Below are 17009 nucleotides of genomic sequence, written 5' to 3' on the forward strand. Positions count from 1 at the left end.
GACCAGCCAAACAATAGAAAGAGTGTCAAGTGATGACTTGACACTTGGCGCAGGCATAGCCTGCTTCTTTTATGCAACTAATTATAGGTTTAATCCGCTAGCTTGTCAATATTTTCTAACTTATTCAACCAATCTCTCTAGCGCCCACCCTGCGTTGCTGACTCTGCAGCGCATTTTTGCGGATGATTTCGATTTCCCGTTCCGTGATCGCTCTTTCAAAGCTGCGAAAACCAGCTAGCTTGAAACCATGTTTCTCTGCCAGTTTGGCAATCGTTTCAATCTGCTCAACCGATAATTCACGCCCCAGCGTAAAAGGCTCATAGCGTCCTTCCAGCGCTAAAATCATCGTTTCCGCCATACACGCATACGCGGTTCCCGGCGGAAAACCGAACTGCAAACCAAAGTCGACATTTCCCGGCACCTCGACGACGCCGCCTTCAATCACTAAGACATCGTTGCGTTTTTCCGCCACTTGGCGCGACACATTGCGCGGTCTGGCCACGTCGCAGACAATTGCGCCCGGTTTCAGGTCTTCCGGTTCGATGATCGTATCGAGCGCGCTGGTGACCGCAATGATGATATCGGCCGCTCGGACCGCCGTCTTCACTTGCGAAGTTGTTTTTGCACTGCAGCCGCTTTCTTTATACAGCTCTTGCGCCAGCTGTTCCAAACGCTGTTCATTCCGCGCCGCGAGCGTTAGGTTGCGCACTTCCCGTCCCAAAATTCGCGCACAGGCGGCTCCGATCGAGCCGGTTGCCCCGAGAATCAAGACATTCGCCTGACGCAAATCGACGTCCATCACCTTCGCCGCCTGGCGGGTTCCCTGCAGCGCAGTCGCCACCGTATAGCTGTTTCCGGTGGTCACGGCAATATCCAAATTTTGTGCAATCGTAATCCCGGCATCGCCGACAATCGAGGTGAATGCACCGAGGCCGACGATCTTCGCGCCCAATTTTTCAGCCGCTTTGCCGGCCTGAATGATTTTTTTCAACACTAACTCTTCCGGCAATTCTATCATTTGACGCGTCGTCAGCGGACACGCCATGAACCAGCCTTCCGCTTCTGCGTGGGCCGATTGAATTCCGGTTATATGAGACGCCTTAAACGACGGCACATGACGAATGATTCCTTCAATGACACCATCGGGTAAGCGCTGGCAAATCGAAAACTTCCGTCCGAAATCTTTGGCTGCCAACGGATGCAATATAAAGGCGAATTTTTCCATCTTATTCCTCCCCTTCCCCTTACGTCCAGCACTCAATGCGCGGTTTGACGGCCAAACGATCCAATAACGCTTCATAATCTTGCGCAGTCAGTTCCGCAGCCTTTTTACCCGCCATCGCGACAAGCACCGCTTCCATCACATTCGTCCCGAAGGAACGACCGTCAAGTTCGGGCGTTGTTGTAATCAGAAGCGATGCGCCGCTTTGCCGCAGCAGTTCTTTGTCTTTGTCCGTCACCGTATTCGTAATGACGATTTTTCCTGGCAGCCGATCCGGCATATAGCGCCGGATAAAATGAAGATCACCGGCAATAATGTCTGCAGCGTTAAACGCCGCAGCAAATTTAGGTCGTCGTTCCTGTTGCGTTTCGCCTGTCGGATAAAAAAGACTGACGGGCAGTCGCGTCACAACCGGCGCCAAGATCCGCGCAAGACGATCCAGCGCCTTCAGGCTGTGCAGCGGAAGCGGCAGGCCAAGGCCAAACATCAGATCGCCATAGCTATTGATGCAGCCCACTTCCTCTAAGGCTTCCGCCATGCCAAAACGGTCAACCGCGCACACCATCAGAGCCCGCTTGCCCTTAAATTGAACAATGCCGTCTTTTGCCAACTGGCGAATGACGCGCCGTTCCAACGTATTCTTCAGGCCGCTGCCGTCAACAATCGGCGTTTCCTTTGCAACCGCCGCGATTTCAGCCGACTCCCGAAAGGTATAACGGCGGTTTCCTGCATAAATAAATAAATCGGTACCGCCCAGACCGAACGCATCCACTTGACCGTCCAGTCGCCGCAGCAAAGCTTTAGCTGCGGCTTTATCGCCATCAGTCCCGATCCGTTCCAGTCGGACTTTCTGTCCGGCAAATTCGCTGACTGCCACGTGATTGCGGCTCGACGAACCCAGACTGATGCTGACCACATGCTTTTCCATTAAACTACCAACTCTCTTATCAAACTACGCAAGCGTTCCGGATCAACATAGCGGTCATCCTCAATCGGAGACTCGCCGATCTGCAAACCAATCACAGCCTTATCAAGCAGCGTCTCCATCAGCTTGATCCTAAGGTTTGATCCCAGCATGATGATAATGTCATATTTACGTAAAGTCGCCATAATTTCCATCAAGCCATTAAACAACTCTACGCCGCTCTTGCTTTGTAAAAAATTCCAACGTTCTTTTTCCGACATCAGCAGAACGAAATCTACGCCTTCTTCTTCAGAAATTTGGCGTAGTTCCTGGCAATTTTCAATAGGAAATCCGACCAGTGCCAAACGGGCTCCTTTGCGCACTTCCCCGACCGTTTCCAGTTTTGAAACCAAGCTACGATCGATGCCAAGTGAATTCGCCGCTTCCTGCTGTGAAAAGCCTTGACGACGCATATCCAACATGTCATCGACTAATTGATAAATTTTATTACGGTTAACAATTTTGTCTCCAATTCGAAGCAACATAGGAAACCATCCCGTCATTTCTATTGTGCGCATAAATGCGCACATAGTTATTCTACCATTCTTTCCGTAAAATAACACGTGAATTTTTTCTTATTACCCCCAAGGATCAAACGGAAAACGGGCGATGACTTGCTGATATGTCTTAAGCTGCAAGACCGTATCATCATGGCTCATGCCTTTTTTCAAACCCTGCATGACCCTAAGACCCGGCGCTAAACTAAGCCCGATTTCACCGGTCAGCTCCGACATCGTCTTGCGCCGCGCCTCGCTTAATGAACGCGCCATTCCTTTACCGCCTCTAAGGTTGTCGGTAAAATCGCGCGCCAGATAAAAGCGGGCCAGATTCGTCATCGGATTTCCGCAAATGCCGCTATCGGTATGCCCGATGATTTCCGGCAAGGTAAACCGGATGCTGTTTTCAACCGACTGCTTCAACTCCGTCGTTTCGCGAATCACCGACATCAGCAACGTCTTCGCCGTGCACAAGCCATAGCCGCTCAGCGCGCGAATGATGGCATGTTCGATCGTGTGCGCCTGCTCTTTCGAGACCAGTCCGCCCAGATTCGCGCTCACGCTGACTTCCCGCTCGCTCTCCAGATCGGTGCCGTAAATCGTCACCGGCAAATCAGCTTCACTTCTAAACTCGGTATAACCGCCTTGCGGCAGCCAACCGGCGCCGGAAATCACCGGATATGTCTTGCGGCTTTGACGAAAATTCATCCGCTTTAGCTGTCCGGCAAAAAAGTAACCATCCTCTTCCCGCAGACTATGCCAGCGTACGTGTTCGCAGCCTTCGAGCGTCGCCAAATAAACGACAAGCGGCGTACCGTCTTCTGCAACCGCCTGTTCCTGAGAGATTTCCCTGATGCGAGCACTGACCCCCACCGGATAGAGACTCTCCTCTTCCGCCTGCCAAGGACAAAGCAAGACTTCATTTTTCGCGCCCACTTGAAACAGCGCATCGCCGCCCTGTTCCGGCAAAAAGACGCCGGCAATGATGCCGCCGCCCGGCCGCGGCAATATTCCATTGGCTACCGGCAGGACCAACATCGCTTCCATTCGGCGTCCTCCCTTATTGTTTGAATTCCGCCATGACGGCGGCAAAATCCGCTTTGCTCTGCGCCTGATTAAAGCGCAGGCGCAGTTCGGACGCACGCCGCAACCCTTTCGTATACCAGGACGCATGGCAACGCATTTCCCTTACGGCAATATATTCACCCTTATGTTCCGTCAGCATGTCCAAATGACGCAATACCATATCGATTCTTTCATCCAAATTTGGCCCCGGCAACAGCGTGCCGTCCGCCAGATAACGGACCACCTGGCGAAAGAGCCAGGGGTTCCCCTGTGCGCCGCGGCCAATCATCACCGCGTCGCAACCGGTTTCTTTCAGCATCCGCGCCGCATCCTGCGGACTGCGTATGTCGCCATTGCCGATGACCGGAATGGACACGCTCTCTTTCACCGCTTTAATGATGTCCCAATCCGCCTGACCGGAGTAAAATTGTTCGCGCGTTCGGCCATGCACGGCGATGGCGGCAACGCCGGCCTGTTCCGCCAGCTTCGCCATCTCCACCGCATTGCGGTTTTCTAAGTTCCAGCCGGAGCGGATTTTGACCGTCACCGGGATATCGACCGCTTCAACGACCGCAGCCATGATGCGATATGCCAAATCCGGCGTCCGCATCAACGCGGATCCTTCACCGTTTTTAACGATTTTCTGCGCCGGACAACCCATATTGATATCGATGATCTCAGGTTCTACTGCGGCAACAATCTTAGCCGCTTTGGCCATTGCCGCAGGATCTGAGCCGAATATTTGAAGCGCAACCGGACGTTCTTTCTTTTCGATGCGCAGCATTTCCAATGTTCGTTCGTTTTGGTAAACCAGGCCCATATCGCTGACCATTTCCGAATAAACCAAACCACACCCCATCTCGCGCACCAACAAACGAAATGGTTGATCCGTAACCCCCGCCATCGGCGCAAGAATTACCGGATTTTCTAAAACAAGCTTACCGATCTTCATTTCTTTCTCCTACGTTATTAAAAATAGCAAGCGGCACCCGGAATTGGGCCGGATGCCGTTATCTCATGCAAACGATTTTACTGGTTGCGTTCATAGATGATTCTGAGGCCTTCGAGGGTTAAGAAATGTTCAACCGCATTAATCGTCTTCGATTCCTGCGCAATCAAATTTGCCAGACCACCCGTAGCAACGACAAACGCTTCTTGTCCCATTTCTTCCTTCATGCGGCGAACAATTTCATCCGCCTGGCCGACAGCGCCAAAAATAATGCCGGACTGCATGCTCGTTACCGTATTGCGGCAGATCACCGATTTAGGCGTGACCAACTCGATTCTTGGTAATTTCGCCGCACGCTGGAAGAGCGCTTCGGTTGAAATTCCGATTCCCGGTGCGATCGCACCGCCTAAATAAGCGCCTGTTTCACTGATTGCACAAAAAGTGGTCGCCGTACCAAAATCGATAATAATAAGCGGACCGCCATAGCGATGAACCGCAGCGACTGCATTTACAATCCGGTCAGCGCCGACTTCACGAGGATTTTCATATTTAATACAAATTCCTGTTTTAACGCCCGGTCCGACAACCAACGGCTCGACCTTGAAGTAGCGCTGACACATCTTGACCAACGGCACAATCAATGGCGGCACAACCGATGAAATGATTATGGAATCGATATTCGCAATACTTAAACCGCCATACGTAAACAGGTTATTTATCAGCATACCGTATTCATCGCCCGTTTTTTGCCGATCGGTCGAAATGCGCCAATGAGACAAAAGTTCTTCTCCGTCGTAAACCCCAAGAACGATGTTAGTATTGCCGATATCAAACACCAGAAGCATGATTGAAATCCTCCAGAATCACTTATTCGCCACGGTCAGGCCGGCCTTCAGCAACGATTGACGCACCCGCATGCCCAGATAGCTGGCCATGACGGCTTTTACAAGATCAAACGGCAGAAAAGGAAGGATTACAAGTGACGCCGCCTTTTCCCACGTCATCGGTTTGTGAAGGAAAAACTCAAAACTAGCCATAAAACCTGCCCACCCTAGTATATAAACTGCACCCACTCCTGTCAATATTGCAATGGCGCTTCCAAACGAAGTAATCTCACGTCCTTGCGCATAACGACCGACAAGGTAAGCGCATACGACAAAGCCAATCAGAAAACCGCCTGTCGGGCCTAACAACACCGCGGCCCCTGCCTTGCCCTGTGAAAAGACCGGCAATCCAAAACAGCCAATTACAATCCACAAGGCTACGCTAATCGCGCCGAGTCGCGCGCCAAGCACTAAACCCGCCAAGATCACGACAAAAACCTGCAGCGTATGCGGTACCGCCCCTAAGGTGATGGAAAACTGAGAACTCACCGCCAATAGCGCGGCAAACAAAGCCGCAAGCGTCATTTCACGCACATTCATTTTCGCTCCACTCCTTTTTGCGCTCGAATCGACACGTCTCCAGCCAGGACGCGTCGCAATCCTTTCTCCGTCTTCACCAAAAGCGCACCATCCTCGTCGATATCTTGCGCAAGGCCGACAAACTCTTCTTTAACACCGCTTACCGTAACTATTTCTCCCAACGTGACCGAAAGCTCGCGCCACGCCGCTAAGAGCGGGCTAAAGCCTTCGCGCATCACTTGCGCATAGACAGCTTCCAACTCGATAAGCAGCGCCTGCAAGACATCCACCCGACTGATTTCATGTCCGGCAACCGTCGCCAACGAAATGCCGATATCCTGCAATTCACTGGGGAAGTCGTTTTGCGCGATGTTCACATTGATCCCCATACCGATGACAACATAGTTGATCGCATCCATCTCCGCACTCATTTCCGTCAGGATGCCAACTATTTTGCGCCCCTGCCACAAGATATCATTCGGCCATTTTATGCCGCATGCGACGCCGCTTACTTTCCGAATGGCCCTAGCAGTCGCCACGGCCGCCATCAACGTACATTTTGGCGCTTCCTGCGGCGCGAACGGAGGTCTGAGAACTACGGACAGCCAAACCCCTCGCCCTGGCGGCGAAAACCAGCCTCGCGCCAACCTGCCGCGCCCTAGCGTTTGTTCTTCCGCTACGACCAGCAAGCCTTCCGGGCAGCCTTGCGCCGCTACCTGCTTCGCCACATTATTGGTCGAGTCGACTTGATCAAGATGTACAATGCCATGTTGGCCCAAAATCTTTGTTTGCAACTTGTTCCGGATTTCCTCCGGCAAGAGTCGATCCGGCGCCTGGCAAAGGCGGTATCCTTTGCGGGCATGCGCTTCTATCTCATACCCTTCTTCTTTCAGCGCCCGCATATGTTTCCAAATGGCCGTCCTTGAGACAGACAGCCGGCGGCTTAATTCTTCACCAGAAAGATGACCTTCGCCCAAATCACGCAACAGCTGCAAAATCTTTCCCCGCATCGTCATTTTCCTCCCGTTTCATTCGTCAACTATATAGTAAATGCACGTTAACCAATTGTCAACCTTCTATCTTTTTTACCGAAGAAGGCAGCCCCTTTGGCGTCTACGTCAGAGAAAAAACGAAAACGGCCGCCTCAAAGCCAATGAGACGGCCGTTCTTTTATTCCGCGTAGAGCGGAATCTTATTCTTTTTTCGCTTCAACCAACGGTTCCACCGTTGGTTGAGCAGCAACCGTTTCCGGAGCCGCTACGTTTTCAACTACAGGTGCCGCTTCCGACTTGACTTGCGCTAAAGGCACTTCCGCAACGTCTGCGTCCGCGATAATTTTCTTCGGCAGTACGCCTTTTTCCAACAGTTCATCAAGCTCGCTGCCTTCCAATGTCTCACGATCCAACAGCGCTTCCGCAATCAAATGCAGCTTGTCGATGTTTTCGCTCAGCAGCGCTTCCGTCCGGTTGTAGGCATCTTCGATGTAAGAGCGGACTTCGCGGTCGATAGCCGAGGCTACTTCTTCACTATAGTTGCGGTCACGAGAAATGTCGCGGCCTAAAAAGACTTGCTGTTCCTGTTTGTGACCGAAGGTAATCGGCCCCATATTTTCGCTCATGCCGTATTCGCAAATCATTTTACGCGCCAGACCGGTGACCCTCTCCAGATCGTTTTGTGCACCAGTGGAAATTTCTTTCAGCACCAGCGCCTCCGCTACGCGGCCGCCTAGCATGACCTTCAATTGATCCAAAAGTTCCGAACGCGTCGCATAGTTGCGATCTTCCTTCGGCAGCATCAGCGTATAGCCGCCTGCACGACCGCGCGGAATGATCGATACTTTATGAACCGGATCCGCATGCGGTAAGAGGATGCCGATCAGCGCATGACCCGCTTCATGATACGCCGTTAAGCGGCGATCCTTATCGCTAACCACCTTGCTTTTCCGTTCCGGTCCGGCCATTACGCGCTCCACGGATTCCTCGAGTTCATCCATTTCAATGCGTTTCTTGTTGCGCCGCGCCGCCAAGAGAGCGGCTTCATTGACCAGATTGCTCAAATCGGCTCCGGTAAACCCAGGCGTCCGGCGCGCCAACACTTCAAGATTGGCCTCCTTGGCCACAGGCTTGCCTTTGGTATGCACCTTGAGAATTTCAAAGCGCCCCTTGACATCGGGTTTATCCACTACGATGTGGCGGTCAAAGCGACCCGGACGCAACAGCGCCGGATCAAGAATGTCGGGACGATTCGTCGCTGCAATGATAATAATGCCTTCATTGACGCCGAACCCATCCATCTCGACCAATAACTGATTCAACGTTTGTTCCCGTTCGTCATGCCCGCCGCCGAGACCTGCGCCGCGTTGACGGCCGACTGCGTCAATTTCGTCAATGAAGACGATGCAAGGCGCATTTTTCTTGGCCTGTTCGAATAAATCCCTAACGCGTGATGCGCCTACGCCGACAAACATTTCAACGAAATCGGAACCGCTGATGCTGAAGAACGGCACGCCAGCTTCACCGGCAACTGCACGGGCCAGCAATGTCTTACCCGTACCGGGCGGTCCAAAGAGCAGGACTCCTTTGGGTATGCGTGCGCCCAGATCGTTGAATTTTTTCGGCTGTTTAAGAAATTCGACAACCTCTTCCAATTCCTGTTTGGCCTCATCAGCTCCGGCCACATCATGAAACGTTACTTTGATGCGTTCTTCGCCCTGCATCTTAGCCCGGCTTTTGCCGAACGACATGACTCGATTCCCACCGCCTTGCGTTTGCTGCATGATGAAGAACCAAACACCGATCAAGAGCAACATCGGTAAGATCGAAGAGAAAATACTGGTCCACCACGGCGGCTGCGGCGGCAATTGCGCTTTGATGTCAACGCCTTTTTCCCGCAACGTGCCGATCAGTGTCGGATCATTCGGTACGATTGTCATGAACTTCGTGCCGTCGCTAAGCGAACCCTCGACCGTATTGTCTACAATCGTCACCCGATCCACCTTACGTTCGTCCAACTGCTTTAAGAACTGGCTATAATTGACCTCCTGCTTGTTGGTGGTCCGTGACGAATAATAGTCGATAATCGAAATGGCAATAATGATGATCAGCAAATAAAAGCTGACATTCCGGAAAAACTTGTTCAAAATAGCCCTCCTCTCACTGGAGTACACAATACTCTATGAAATCAGTATATTTCATAGAATCCGATTATATCACGAAAGATGCCTTTTCTCAAGATTACTCGTCGCCTTGATACACTTCCGGCTTCAGAATTCCGATATACGGCAGATTGCGGTAGCGTTCCGCATAGTCAAGGCCGTAACCGACAACAAAATAATCTGGTACGTCAAATCCGTTGTAGTCGATGTTTACTTCTACCTTGCGTCGCTCCGGCTTGTTCAGCAGCGTACAAAGTTTGATGCTCGCCGGCTTGCGGCTTCTCAGATTGTCGAGCAGATAATTAAGCGTCAGACCGGAATCGATGATGTCTTCTACGACCAATACATGACGGCCTTCGATCGACTCGTCCAAGTCTTTTAAAATCCGTACCACGCCGCTCGAAGTCGTTCCTGCCCCATAACTCGATACGGCCATGAAATCCATCGATACATGCAGCTCAATGGCTCTCGCCAAATCCGCCATAAACAACACTGCACCGCGCAATACTCCGATCATCAGGATTTCCTTGCCGGCGTATTCCGTACTGATCTGTTTGCCCAGTTCGGCAATGCGCCGCTTTAATTCTTCTGTACTGATTAGGACTTTCTCTACATCATTGTGCACGTTGGTTCCTCCTGTTTTCTATAAATAGTGAGCCGGATGCATTTGTCTTCTTTCTCTTTTGCGCACGCTCTGTTGGCCCGGCGTAAACCGACCAGCCATAAAATTCCCAGCGCATCACAGACGAGTGGAATGTCATCCCGCAATTCCCGCGGTACTTTTTCGTCAATAAAGAAATCTTTTAGCTTTTTGCTGCCTGTCATACCCAGCGGTTGGAAACGATCCCCGGGCAGGCGCGTGCGAAGCAATAAATCGCCCTTTACGGTTTCCCGCGCAAGCACGATGCTGTCGCTTTGCTCCGCGTCCGTAAAACAGCCAAGTTCGGCGAGCACGACGATGCCAAGTTCCGGCACTTCGCTTCGCCCAGGCACGGCAAGCACAGTTCCCGGCCATGGGCTGCGCAGCTTAGTCTCCGGCCCCTTCGCTTCCAGGCAAATCCCCTGATAGGTTCGCCTGGCCTGAAGGTCGCCCGGCAATTCCCGCCGACTCCCTACCGGTAAAGACAGCATGTCTAACAAACTTTCAACATGATCAAAGCTTATTCCTGTCAACTGTCCACGTTTTTTTTCTATCGCCAGGCGAAATATTTCCCTTTGCAGCGCCACATGCTTTTCGCCAAGTTCTTTTGCCGCTAGATGCAGCGCCTTCTCTTTCCAGGTCGCCACTTCCGCCAGCGCCTCTTGCGCTTGCGCGCGCAGGTAGTCCTGCTGCTCGCCAAGCAAACGGGCCGTCCTGTGCAACGTCTCGGGCAACGCATTATTGTAGCGGCGCAAGGCAGGCATCAGTTCCAGGCGCAACCAATTACGCTGGTAGCAGGTTTTTTCATTGGAACTGTCGCGTTGCGGGACAAGCCCTTGTTCGCTGCAATACGCTTCGATCGCTTCTCGCTTTATCCCCAACAGCGGTCGAATGAGATCGCCCGCAACCTCACGCATCGCGGCCAAACCTTTCGGCCCGGCGCCGCGCAATAAATGCAGCAGTAAGGTCTCGCCTTGATCTTCCAGCTGATGGCCGGTCGCAATGCGCGCGGCGCCCCACTTTTTTGCAATGCGACGCAAAAATGCATAGCGAACTTGTCTCGCGCCATCCTGCGTCGAAAGACCCTGTCGCCGCAAAATATCCGGCATATCCACCGCCTCGCAAAAGCAGGGGATATTCCGTGCGTTGCAAAATTCCTCGACAAAAATAGCTTCTGCCTTTGATTCCACGCCACGAAAACCATGTTCCATGTGTGCGGCCGCAACCTCAATCGACAATACCGGCTGCAATCGCCATAATAGATGCAGCAGCGCCAATGAATCCGGCCCACCCGAACAGGCCACCAGGACCTTATCGCCCGTTTGCAGCATATTATGCCGTTCAATGACGGCCTTTACTACTTTTAGCATCAGAGCCTCCATTTTCCCGCTTCAGACCAACAACCAAGAAGAGGCACCCCTTCGGAGTGCCTCATGTGCCTGCGGTATATCAGTCGCGCCGACCAGCGCCGCGTCCGCCCCGCTTGGAATCGGTATGACGTTTCAGGTCAGTCAACCGCTCATCGCTGTCTTTGAGAAATTTGCTCAGCTTGTCCTCAAAAGACGGTGCATTGACAACTCTTACCGGACGGCGATACTCGCTGGGCGGCGGTCTTCTCACGACTTCGCTTTGCTGTTCTACCGGCGGGCGAAGCTGTTTGATCGACAATCCGACTTTTCCCCGGTCATCAACTGACAACACCTTAACCTTGACTTGCTCCTGCTCTTTTAAAAAGTCTTTCACATCACGAACATAGACGTCAGCCACCTCTGAAATGTGGACTAGGCCTACCTTGCCGCCCGGCAGTTGCACAAAGGCGCCAAAGTTGGTGATACCGGTGACAACCCCTTCAACCACGCTGCCAACTTCAATGGACATACGAACAGACTTCCCCCTTAACATACTGTTTTTGCATCCTCATTATACCGCCCCCGGTTCGACAGTGTCAATATAAGCAAGACACGTTTTCCGAAGAAACATAATATATAAAACGAATGCTTTTACTGCTGCTTTTCCCCTTGCATGAACAGCACTTCGCCCGGTTTGGTCAAACCAAGCTGCTCACGTGCTAACTTCTCCACATATTTAGGTTGCTGCAATAATTCCGCTTCTTCTTTCAAATCCGCATTGCTTTGCTGCAATTGCTGCAATTTAGCCTGCGTCGCGTCGCGCTCAGAGCGAATCGCACTCAGCTGCATTTGCTGTTCGACGCATAGATAAAGGCTATAGCCCAGCAAAAGAACGCAAAGCAAACGAAACCAGCTAAACCGTTTCCGGCGTTGCTTCATGGATATCCCACCTTCGCATAACATAACCAACTGTCATATCATTCGCCGGGCAAAAGCGGAATTCCTGCTATTGGTGTTGCGCCAACTGGCGTTCCCACAAGCGAACCAATAAATTAAAAGCCAAAATCCCCGCAATCAGCAAAGCCCCGACGCCATTCGCGACGTCCATCCTGTCAGGCACAAGACCAATCGCCATGACATACCACATATGCACGGCCAACGTTTCGCCGCCAGCCATGACATTGAAATCCGGCATATGCCTTGAGACGGTCGTCCCCGCGGTAAAAATCAGAATCGCCGTTTCGCCGATCGCACGCCCTGCCGTGAGGGTCACGCCGGTCAAGATGCCGCTTAACGCATTCGGCAGTACGACGCGCCAGATTGTTTGCAGTTTCGTTGCGCCTAAGGCCAGGCTGGCCTCCCTGTATGACTGCGGCACCGTTTTGATCGCTTCTTCCGTAACGCGCACCAAGACAGGTAAATTCAATAAGGTAAGCGTAAGGGCTCCGCCAATGATGCTGAAACCAAGCCCCAGCCAATTCACAAAAAGAATCATGCCAAACAAACCAAGGACAATAGAAGGAACCGTCGCCAAACTTTCGGTGCTAAGGCGTATCGCTTTCGTCAGCCAGGTATCCGGCGCATATTCAGCCAGGTAAATGCCGGCGCCGATTGCCGCTGGCAAGGAAAAGCCCATCGAGAGCAATAAGATATAGAGTGAATTGAATAACTGCGCGCCGACACCGCCTCCGGCGCTAATGTCGCTGGAACGACCGGTAATAAATTCCCAGCTGAGTACCGGCAGCCCTTTCCATAGCATATAACCAAGAAAAGCCGCTAAGATCGCAATAATCATAAATCCCGCCAACCATAATATCATCGTGGCCAGTTTGTCATATACCGCCGCTTTCATACTGCCACCTTCCTTTCGCCCAAACGACGAATCGCAAGAATCAATACCAGCGACATCACCAATAAAACCAGCGCCATCATAAATAAGGAGTTGCCCCATGGCGTACCAAAGGGAGTGTTGCCCATCTCTACGACAATCTCACTCGGCAGCGTCGATGTCGGTTGAAAAAGGCCCGCAACGAGTTGCGGCGTATTGCCAATCACCATCTGCACGGCCATCGTTTCGCCGACTGCCCGCGCCATACCAAGGACAATCGCCGTCAAGATTCCCGGACGCGCCGCTGGCAGCAGGACGTGCCAAATCGTCTGCCAGCGCGTAGCGCCAAGCGCCAGGCTGGCTTCTTCCAAACTAGCCGGTACCGAACGTACCGCATCCTCTGAAATACTGATCACGGTCGGCAATATCATAACGCCGAGAATAATGCCGGCCGCCAGCAAGCCAAAGCCCGTACTGACGCCAAACGTTTCACGAATCCACGGCACCAAGATTGTAATACCGATAAAACCATAAACGACAGAAGGTACAGCCACATAAAGATCCGTCGCCGGGCGCAAGATGTCACGCGCCCATTTCGGCGAAACTTTCGCCATAAAGATCGCGCCCAACAAGCCGAGCGGCCCACCCAAAAGAACGGCTAGCAGCGTTACCGCAAGCGAACCGGCAATAAAGCTGAGTGCGCCAAATTGTCCGGCCATCGGATCCCAACGCGCGGAAAAGAAAAATTCCAACGGACTGACCGTACTGAAGGTCTGCAAACCCTGTTGTCCGATAAAAACGATAATTGACAAAACAATCACCGTCAGCAACATGGCACAAGCCAAAAATAAATATCTCACGTAACGATCCGCCATTAATTTTCGTGCATGCAAAGACTGTTTCGCAGCCATCGCCTTGTTCTCCTTTGCCAACATTGCGTTTTCACAATACGATTCCATCTTCATTCTCCTTTGCCCCTCTTCCTCTTGCTTTCATTATAGACTTTCGTCCCGCCGTTCACGTTAACGGCATGTTACGTTTTTGTTAAGAAAAAAGACCATGCCGCTAGCGGCATGGTCAAGGCCAAACACTCTTTTATTTTTTCATCTTCGTCATCGGAACGAAACCGTTCTTTTCCGCATAACTATTTTGGAATTCGGCGCTGGTGACATAATCGATGAACGCCTTCACTGCACCGGTCGCTTCGCCTTTGGTGTACATACGTCCGAAACTGTATACCGGATAGGTTCCATTGGCAACATTGTCGATTGAATACTTCACGCCGTTATAGGAAATCGCTTTGATCGACTGATCAACATACGCAGCGTCGACATAACCGATCGCACCAGGCGTACTGGCAATCGCAGCACGAACCGCGCCGTTGGAGTCTTGAATTACCGCATTATCAGTAAAGTTAGCGCCGTTCAAGACGACCTGTTCAATCGTACTACGCGAACCGGATGATTTGGCCCGGTGAATAATTGTGATTTTCTGATCTTTGCCGCCAATATCTTTCCAGTTCGTGATTTTACCGCTAAAAATATCAACCGCTTGCTGCTGCGTCAGATTATCGACATTCACATCCGGGTTTGCTATGAATACGAACGGAATTCCAACTAATTTGTACTCGACCAAGCCCTTGTCTTTCAAGGTGTCCTGCAACGCCACATCAGAATTGCCAATGTTTACTGCACCAGCTGCAACTTGATTTTGTCCGGTAAACGAACCACCACCAGAAATATTGACCGTCACCTTGCTGAACTTTTTCTGAAATTCTTCCTGACCAGGCTTCAATAAGGGCAGCAATGCTGTCGAACCGGCCGCCGTCACTGTACCGGATACTTCTTGACTAGCCGCTTTTTCTTCCTTGTTTGCACCACATCCGGCCGCAAATACAGCCGTCAACGTCATCAAGGCTCCCACTGCGACAATCTTCTTCCACGATTTAACCATTTGAACATCCTCCTTATGATTGCAACTCATTCATCTGTTCCTAGTATAACGCGCTGCTCGGCAGCATATGTTACGCCATTGTTAGGATTTGGTTAATTTCGTTCAACCGACTTGGTAGCAGCTGCGCCAGTCGAGCTTGCACTTTTTTTTGATGCGGCCCGCCCTTTCGGCCAAATCCACCAAATTGGCGGGCCACTGCTTTCCCCCATCCACCACTGCAATCGACAAAGACACCAACGGAAAGCGTTCCACCATGCCGTGTCGATTCGTCGCTGTGATATAACCGTTTGCGCGATCATCGACATTGAAAAACTGTTGCACTTGGATATCAAAGTCTACTATGATTCGCTGGCATACCCTTTCCGCTTCCGTTCGGTCCGTCACGGCAATAAAATCGTCACCGCCGATGTGCCCGACAAAACCACGCCCGCATGTGCCTTCCTTCACCTGCAGTTCAATGATCCTGCTGACCATACACAACAATTGATCGCCGCGTTCAAAACCGTACGTGTCGTTATACGCCTTAAAATTGTCTAGATCAAAATAGAGAGCCGCAAACGGCTGCGTGCCGATTAACATCTGCTTTAACTTTTGTTCAATCAGCAGATTACCGGGCAACCCAGTCAACGGGTTGGCATGCTTTGCACGCGCAATTTCCAGTTGCGTCGTTTTTTCCAGCAGTCTTTTCACCGTCGTGATGCCCCAATAGTATCCGTCTTTGGTGATGATAATGTAGTCATACAAACTTTCTTCCGCACGTGAAGTCGCAAAAGTGGATACCTTTTCTAGCGGCGTATCATATTCGACCACCAGGGAGTGGCGATCCATCATCAAACTTACCGGACGGTTTCCGTACACCGCCAAGCCATATTGCGTCGCCAGATAACCGAGAAACTTGTTTTTCATCAAAAGCCCCGTCGGCCGTCCGCCTTCGGCCACTACCGCCCCAAGCAGCATCGGCATCGCCTCGAATGCCGCCGCCAATTCCCGCCCCGTCATTTGCGGCTCTATCGCTTCATCACGCCTGGCTATTTCGCCGATCGGTATTGTCATCGCGGTATGAAAACTTTCCTGCTGCTTGCGACGATACATTTCGCAAATATTATTCCGCATTTTTTCTTCAATATCGGAAAAACCAATCTGCGGTCGTTTTAGCAAATAACCTTGCCCATACGATACGCCGATTGAAATCAGAGCCTTTAACTCTTCAAACGTCTCAATGCCTTCGGCAATGACCTTCATATTGGCTACTTGCGCAAAATCACAAATTGAACGGAGCAGCGCCTGACGCAGGGAGTCTTTGTCTACATCGCGAACCAGCCCCATATCAATTTTAATAAATTGCGGCCGGGTTTCCGCCAGCATCATCAGGCCAGAACAACCGGCGCCCGCATCATCAATTGCAATTTGGTATCCTTGGCTGCGGTAATTTTCCAACACACGACGAAAATGGCGGTAATCCTCGACTGCCGTCCGCTCCGTTATTTCAAAGACGATGCAACTGGCCGATATTTGCTGCTGCTTCAAAAGCTCTGACGTCAATCCTTTTTCAAAACGGGAATCTTTAATGCTGTTCGGATCAACATTGATAAACATCAGACAGGACGCAGGCAATTCCTTCGCCTGTTCCAGCGCTTTACCCCGGCAGAGAAGCTCAAGTTCCCACAACTTACCGCATTGTTCTGCTTCGCCAAACAACAAGTCCGGACGTTCCAGCCTTGAGCCTGCCGGCCCGCGACTTAGCGCTTCGTATCCCATAACGACGCCGCTTTCCAGTGATACAATCGGCTGCAGCACGGTTCGGATTTGCTGTTTTGTTATAATTTCTTCTAATTCGGTATGTGTATCCATTTTCGCCTCCAGAAGCCACACTTCATCTTCCTATCCACTTTAATACACCATACTACATGCCCGCGCCGTTTTTGTTAGCGTTGCATTAAAATTGCGTTAACGCAACTTGCTGACAGGTCTTGTCTGCCGCAAGA

General features: G+C 51.4%; 17 protein-coding genes. All 17 read right to left on the minus strand.

All coding sequences use genetic code 11. The annotated features are described in order from the left end of the window. Positions 1-124 precede the first annotated feature (124 nt). The 17 genes from QTL79_RS03940 to QTL79_RS04020 all read right to left on the minus strand — a co-directional run bounded on the left by QTL79_RS03940 (position 125) and on the right by QTL79_RS04020 (position 16875). Complete coding sequence (locus QTL79_RS03940; protein ID WP_346353646.1) at positions 125-1225, minus strand: polysaccharide biosynthesis protein; 1101 nt, start codon at positions 1223-1225, stop codon at positions 125-127. Between the two features lie 19 nt (positions 1226-1244). Beyond that, positions 1245-2150, minus strand: a complete 906-nt coding sequence (locus QTL79_RS03945) for a quinate 5-dehydrogenase (protein WP_346353647.1) — start codon at positions 2148-2150, stop codon at positions 1245-1247. Next, complete coding sequence (locus QTL79_RS03950) at positions 2150-2671, minus strand: transcriptional regulator (RefSeq protein WP_346353648.1); 522 nt, start codon at positions 2669-2671, stop codon at positions 2150-2152. Before QTL79_RS03950 ends, QTL79_RS03945 begins: the two co-directional genes overlap by 1 nt. Positions 2672-2764: 93 nt before the next feature. Beyond that, entirely contained in the window at positions 2765-3730 is a 966-nt protein-coding gene (locus QTL79_RS03955; protein ID WP_346353649.1) for a hypothetical protein, read from the minus strand. A gap of 13 nt (positions 3731-3743) precedes the next feature. Continuing rightward, positions 3744-4700: a tRNA dihydrouridine synthase DusB gene (gene dusB / locus QTL79_RS03960; protein ID WP_346353650.1), complete on the minus strand. Its 957-nt coding sequence runs from the start codon at positions 4698-4700 to the stop codon at positions 3744-3746. Positions 4701-4777: 77 nt separating this feature from the next. Continuing rightward, positions 4778-5542, minus strand: coding sequence for a type III pantothenate kinase (locus QTL79_RS03965; protein ID WP_346353651.1), 765 nt, complete (start codon positions 5540-5542; stop codon positions 4778-4780). An 18-nt stretch (positions 5543-5560) separates the two neighbouring features. Beyond that, complete coding sequence (locus tag QTL79_RS03970; RefSeq protein ID WP_346353652.1) at positions 5561-6121, minus strand: biotin transporter BioY; 561 nt, start codon at positions 6119-6121, stop codon at positions 5561-5563. After that, on the minus strand, positions 6118-7110 hold the full coding sequence (locus QTL79_RS03975; RefSeq protein WP_346353653.1) for a biotin--[acetyl-CoA-carboxylase] ligase: 993 nt from the start codon (positions 7108-7110) through the stop codon (positions 6118-6120). The genes QTL79_RS03970 and QTL79_RS03975 overlap by 4 nt, the downstream gene beginning before the upstream one ends. A gap of 182 nt (positions 7111-7292) precedes the next feature. Continuing rightward, on the minus strand, positions 7293-9239 hold the full coding sequence (ftsH, locus tag QTL79_RS03980) for an ATP-dependent zinc metalloprotease FtsH (RefSeq protein ID WP_346353654.1): 1947 nt from the start codon (positions 9237-9239) through the stop codon (positions 7293-7295). A 94-nt stretch (positions 9240-9333) separates the two neighbouring features. Then, the gene (gene hpt / locus QTL79_RS03985) at positions 9334-9879 is read right to left on the minus strand and encodes a hypoxanthine phosphoribosyltransferase (protein ID WP_346353655.1); all 546 of its coding nucleotides are present in this window, start codon (positions 9877-9879) and stop codon (positions 9334-9336) included. Then, positions 9864-11264: a tRNA lysidine(34) synthetase TilS gene (gene tilS / locus QTL79_RS03990; RefSeq protein ID WP_346353656.1), complete on the minus strand. Its 1401-nt coding sequence runs from the start codon at positions 11262-11264 to the stop codon at positions 9864-9866. Before tilS ends, hpt begins: the two co-directional genes overlap by 16 nt. A 79-nt stretch (positions 11265-11343) precedes the next feature. After that, entirely contained in the window at positions 11344-11772 is a 429-nt protein-coding gene (locus tag QTL79_RS03995; protein WP_346353657.1) for a S1 domain-containing RNA-binding protein, read from the minus strand. A gap of 122 nt (positions 11773-11894) precedes the next feature. Continuing rightward, entirely contained in the window at positions 11895-12182 is a 288-nt protein-coding gene (locus QTL79_RS04000) for an FtsB family cell division protein (protein ID WP_346353658.1), read from the minus strand. A gap of 67 nt (positions 12183-12249) precedes the next feature. Then, positions 12250-13095, minus strand: a complete 846-nt coding sequence (pstA, locus tag QTL79_RS04005; protein ID WP_346353659.1) for a phosphate ABC transporter permease PstA — start codon at positions 13093-13095, stop codon at positions 12250-12252. Next, a complete protein-coding gene (gene pstC, locus QTL79_RS04010; protein WP_428845461.1) occupies positions 13092-14006 on the minus strand; it encodes a phosphate ABC transporter permease subunit PstC in 915 nt (304 codons plus the stop codon). The genes pstA and pstC overlap by 4 nt, the downstream gene beginning before the upstream one ends. A 160-nt stretch (positions 14007-14166) precedes the next feature. Beyond that, positions 14167-15024, minus strand: coding sequence for a phosphate ABC transporter substrate-binding protein (locus QTL79_RS04015; protein WP_346353660.1), 858 nt, complete (start codon positions 15022-15024; stop codon positions 14167-14169). Positions 15025-15126: 102 nt separating this feature from the next. Continuing rightward, positions 15127-16875 carry a GGDEF domain-containing protein gene (locus QTL79_RS04020; RefSeq protein ID WP_346353661.1) on the minus strand — a complete coding sequence of 583 codons (1749 nt, stop codon included), beginning with the start codon at positions 16873-16875 and terminating at the stop codon, positions 15127-15129. Positions 16876-17009: the final 134 nt, after the last annotated feature.

Source organism: Azotosporobacter soli (assembly GCF_030542965.1).
Taxonomy (GTDB): Bacteria; Bacillota; Negativicutes; order SG130; family SG130; genus Azotosporobacter; species Azotosporobacter soli.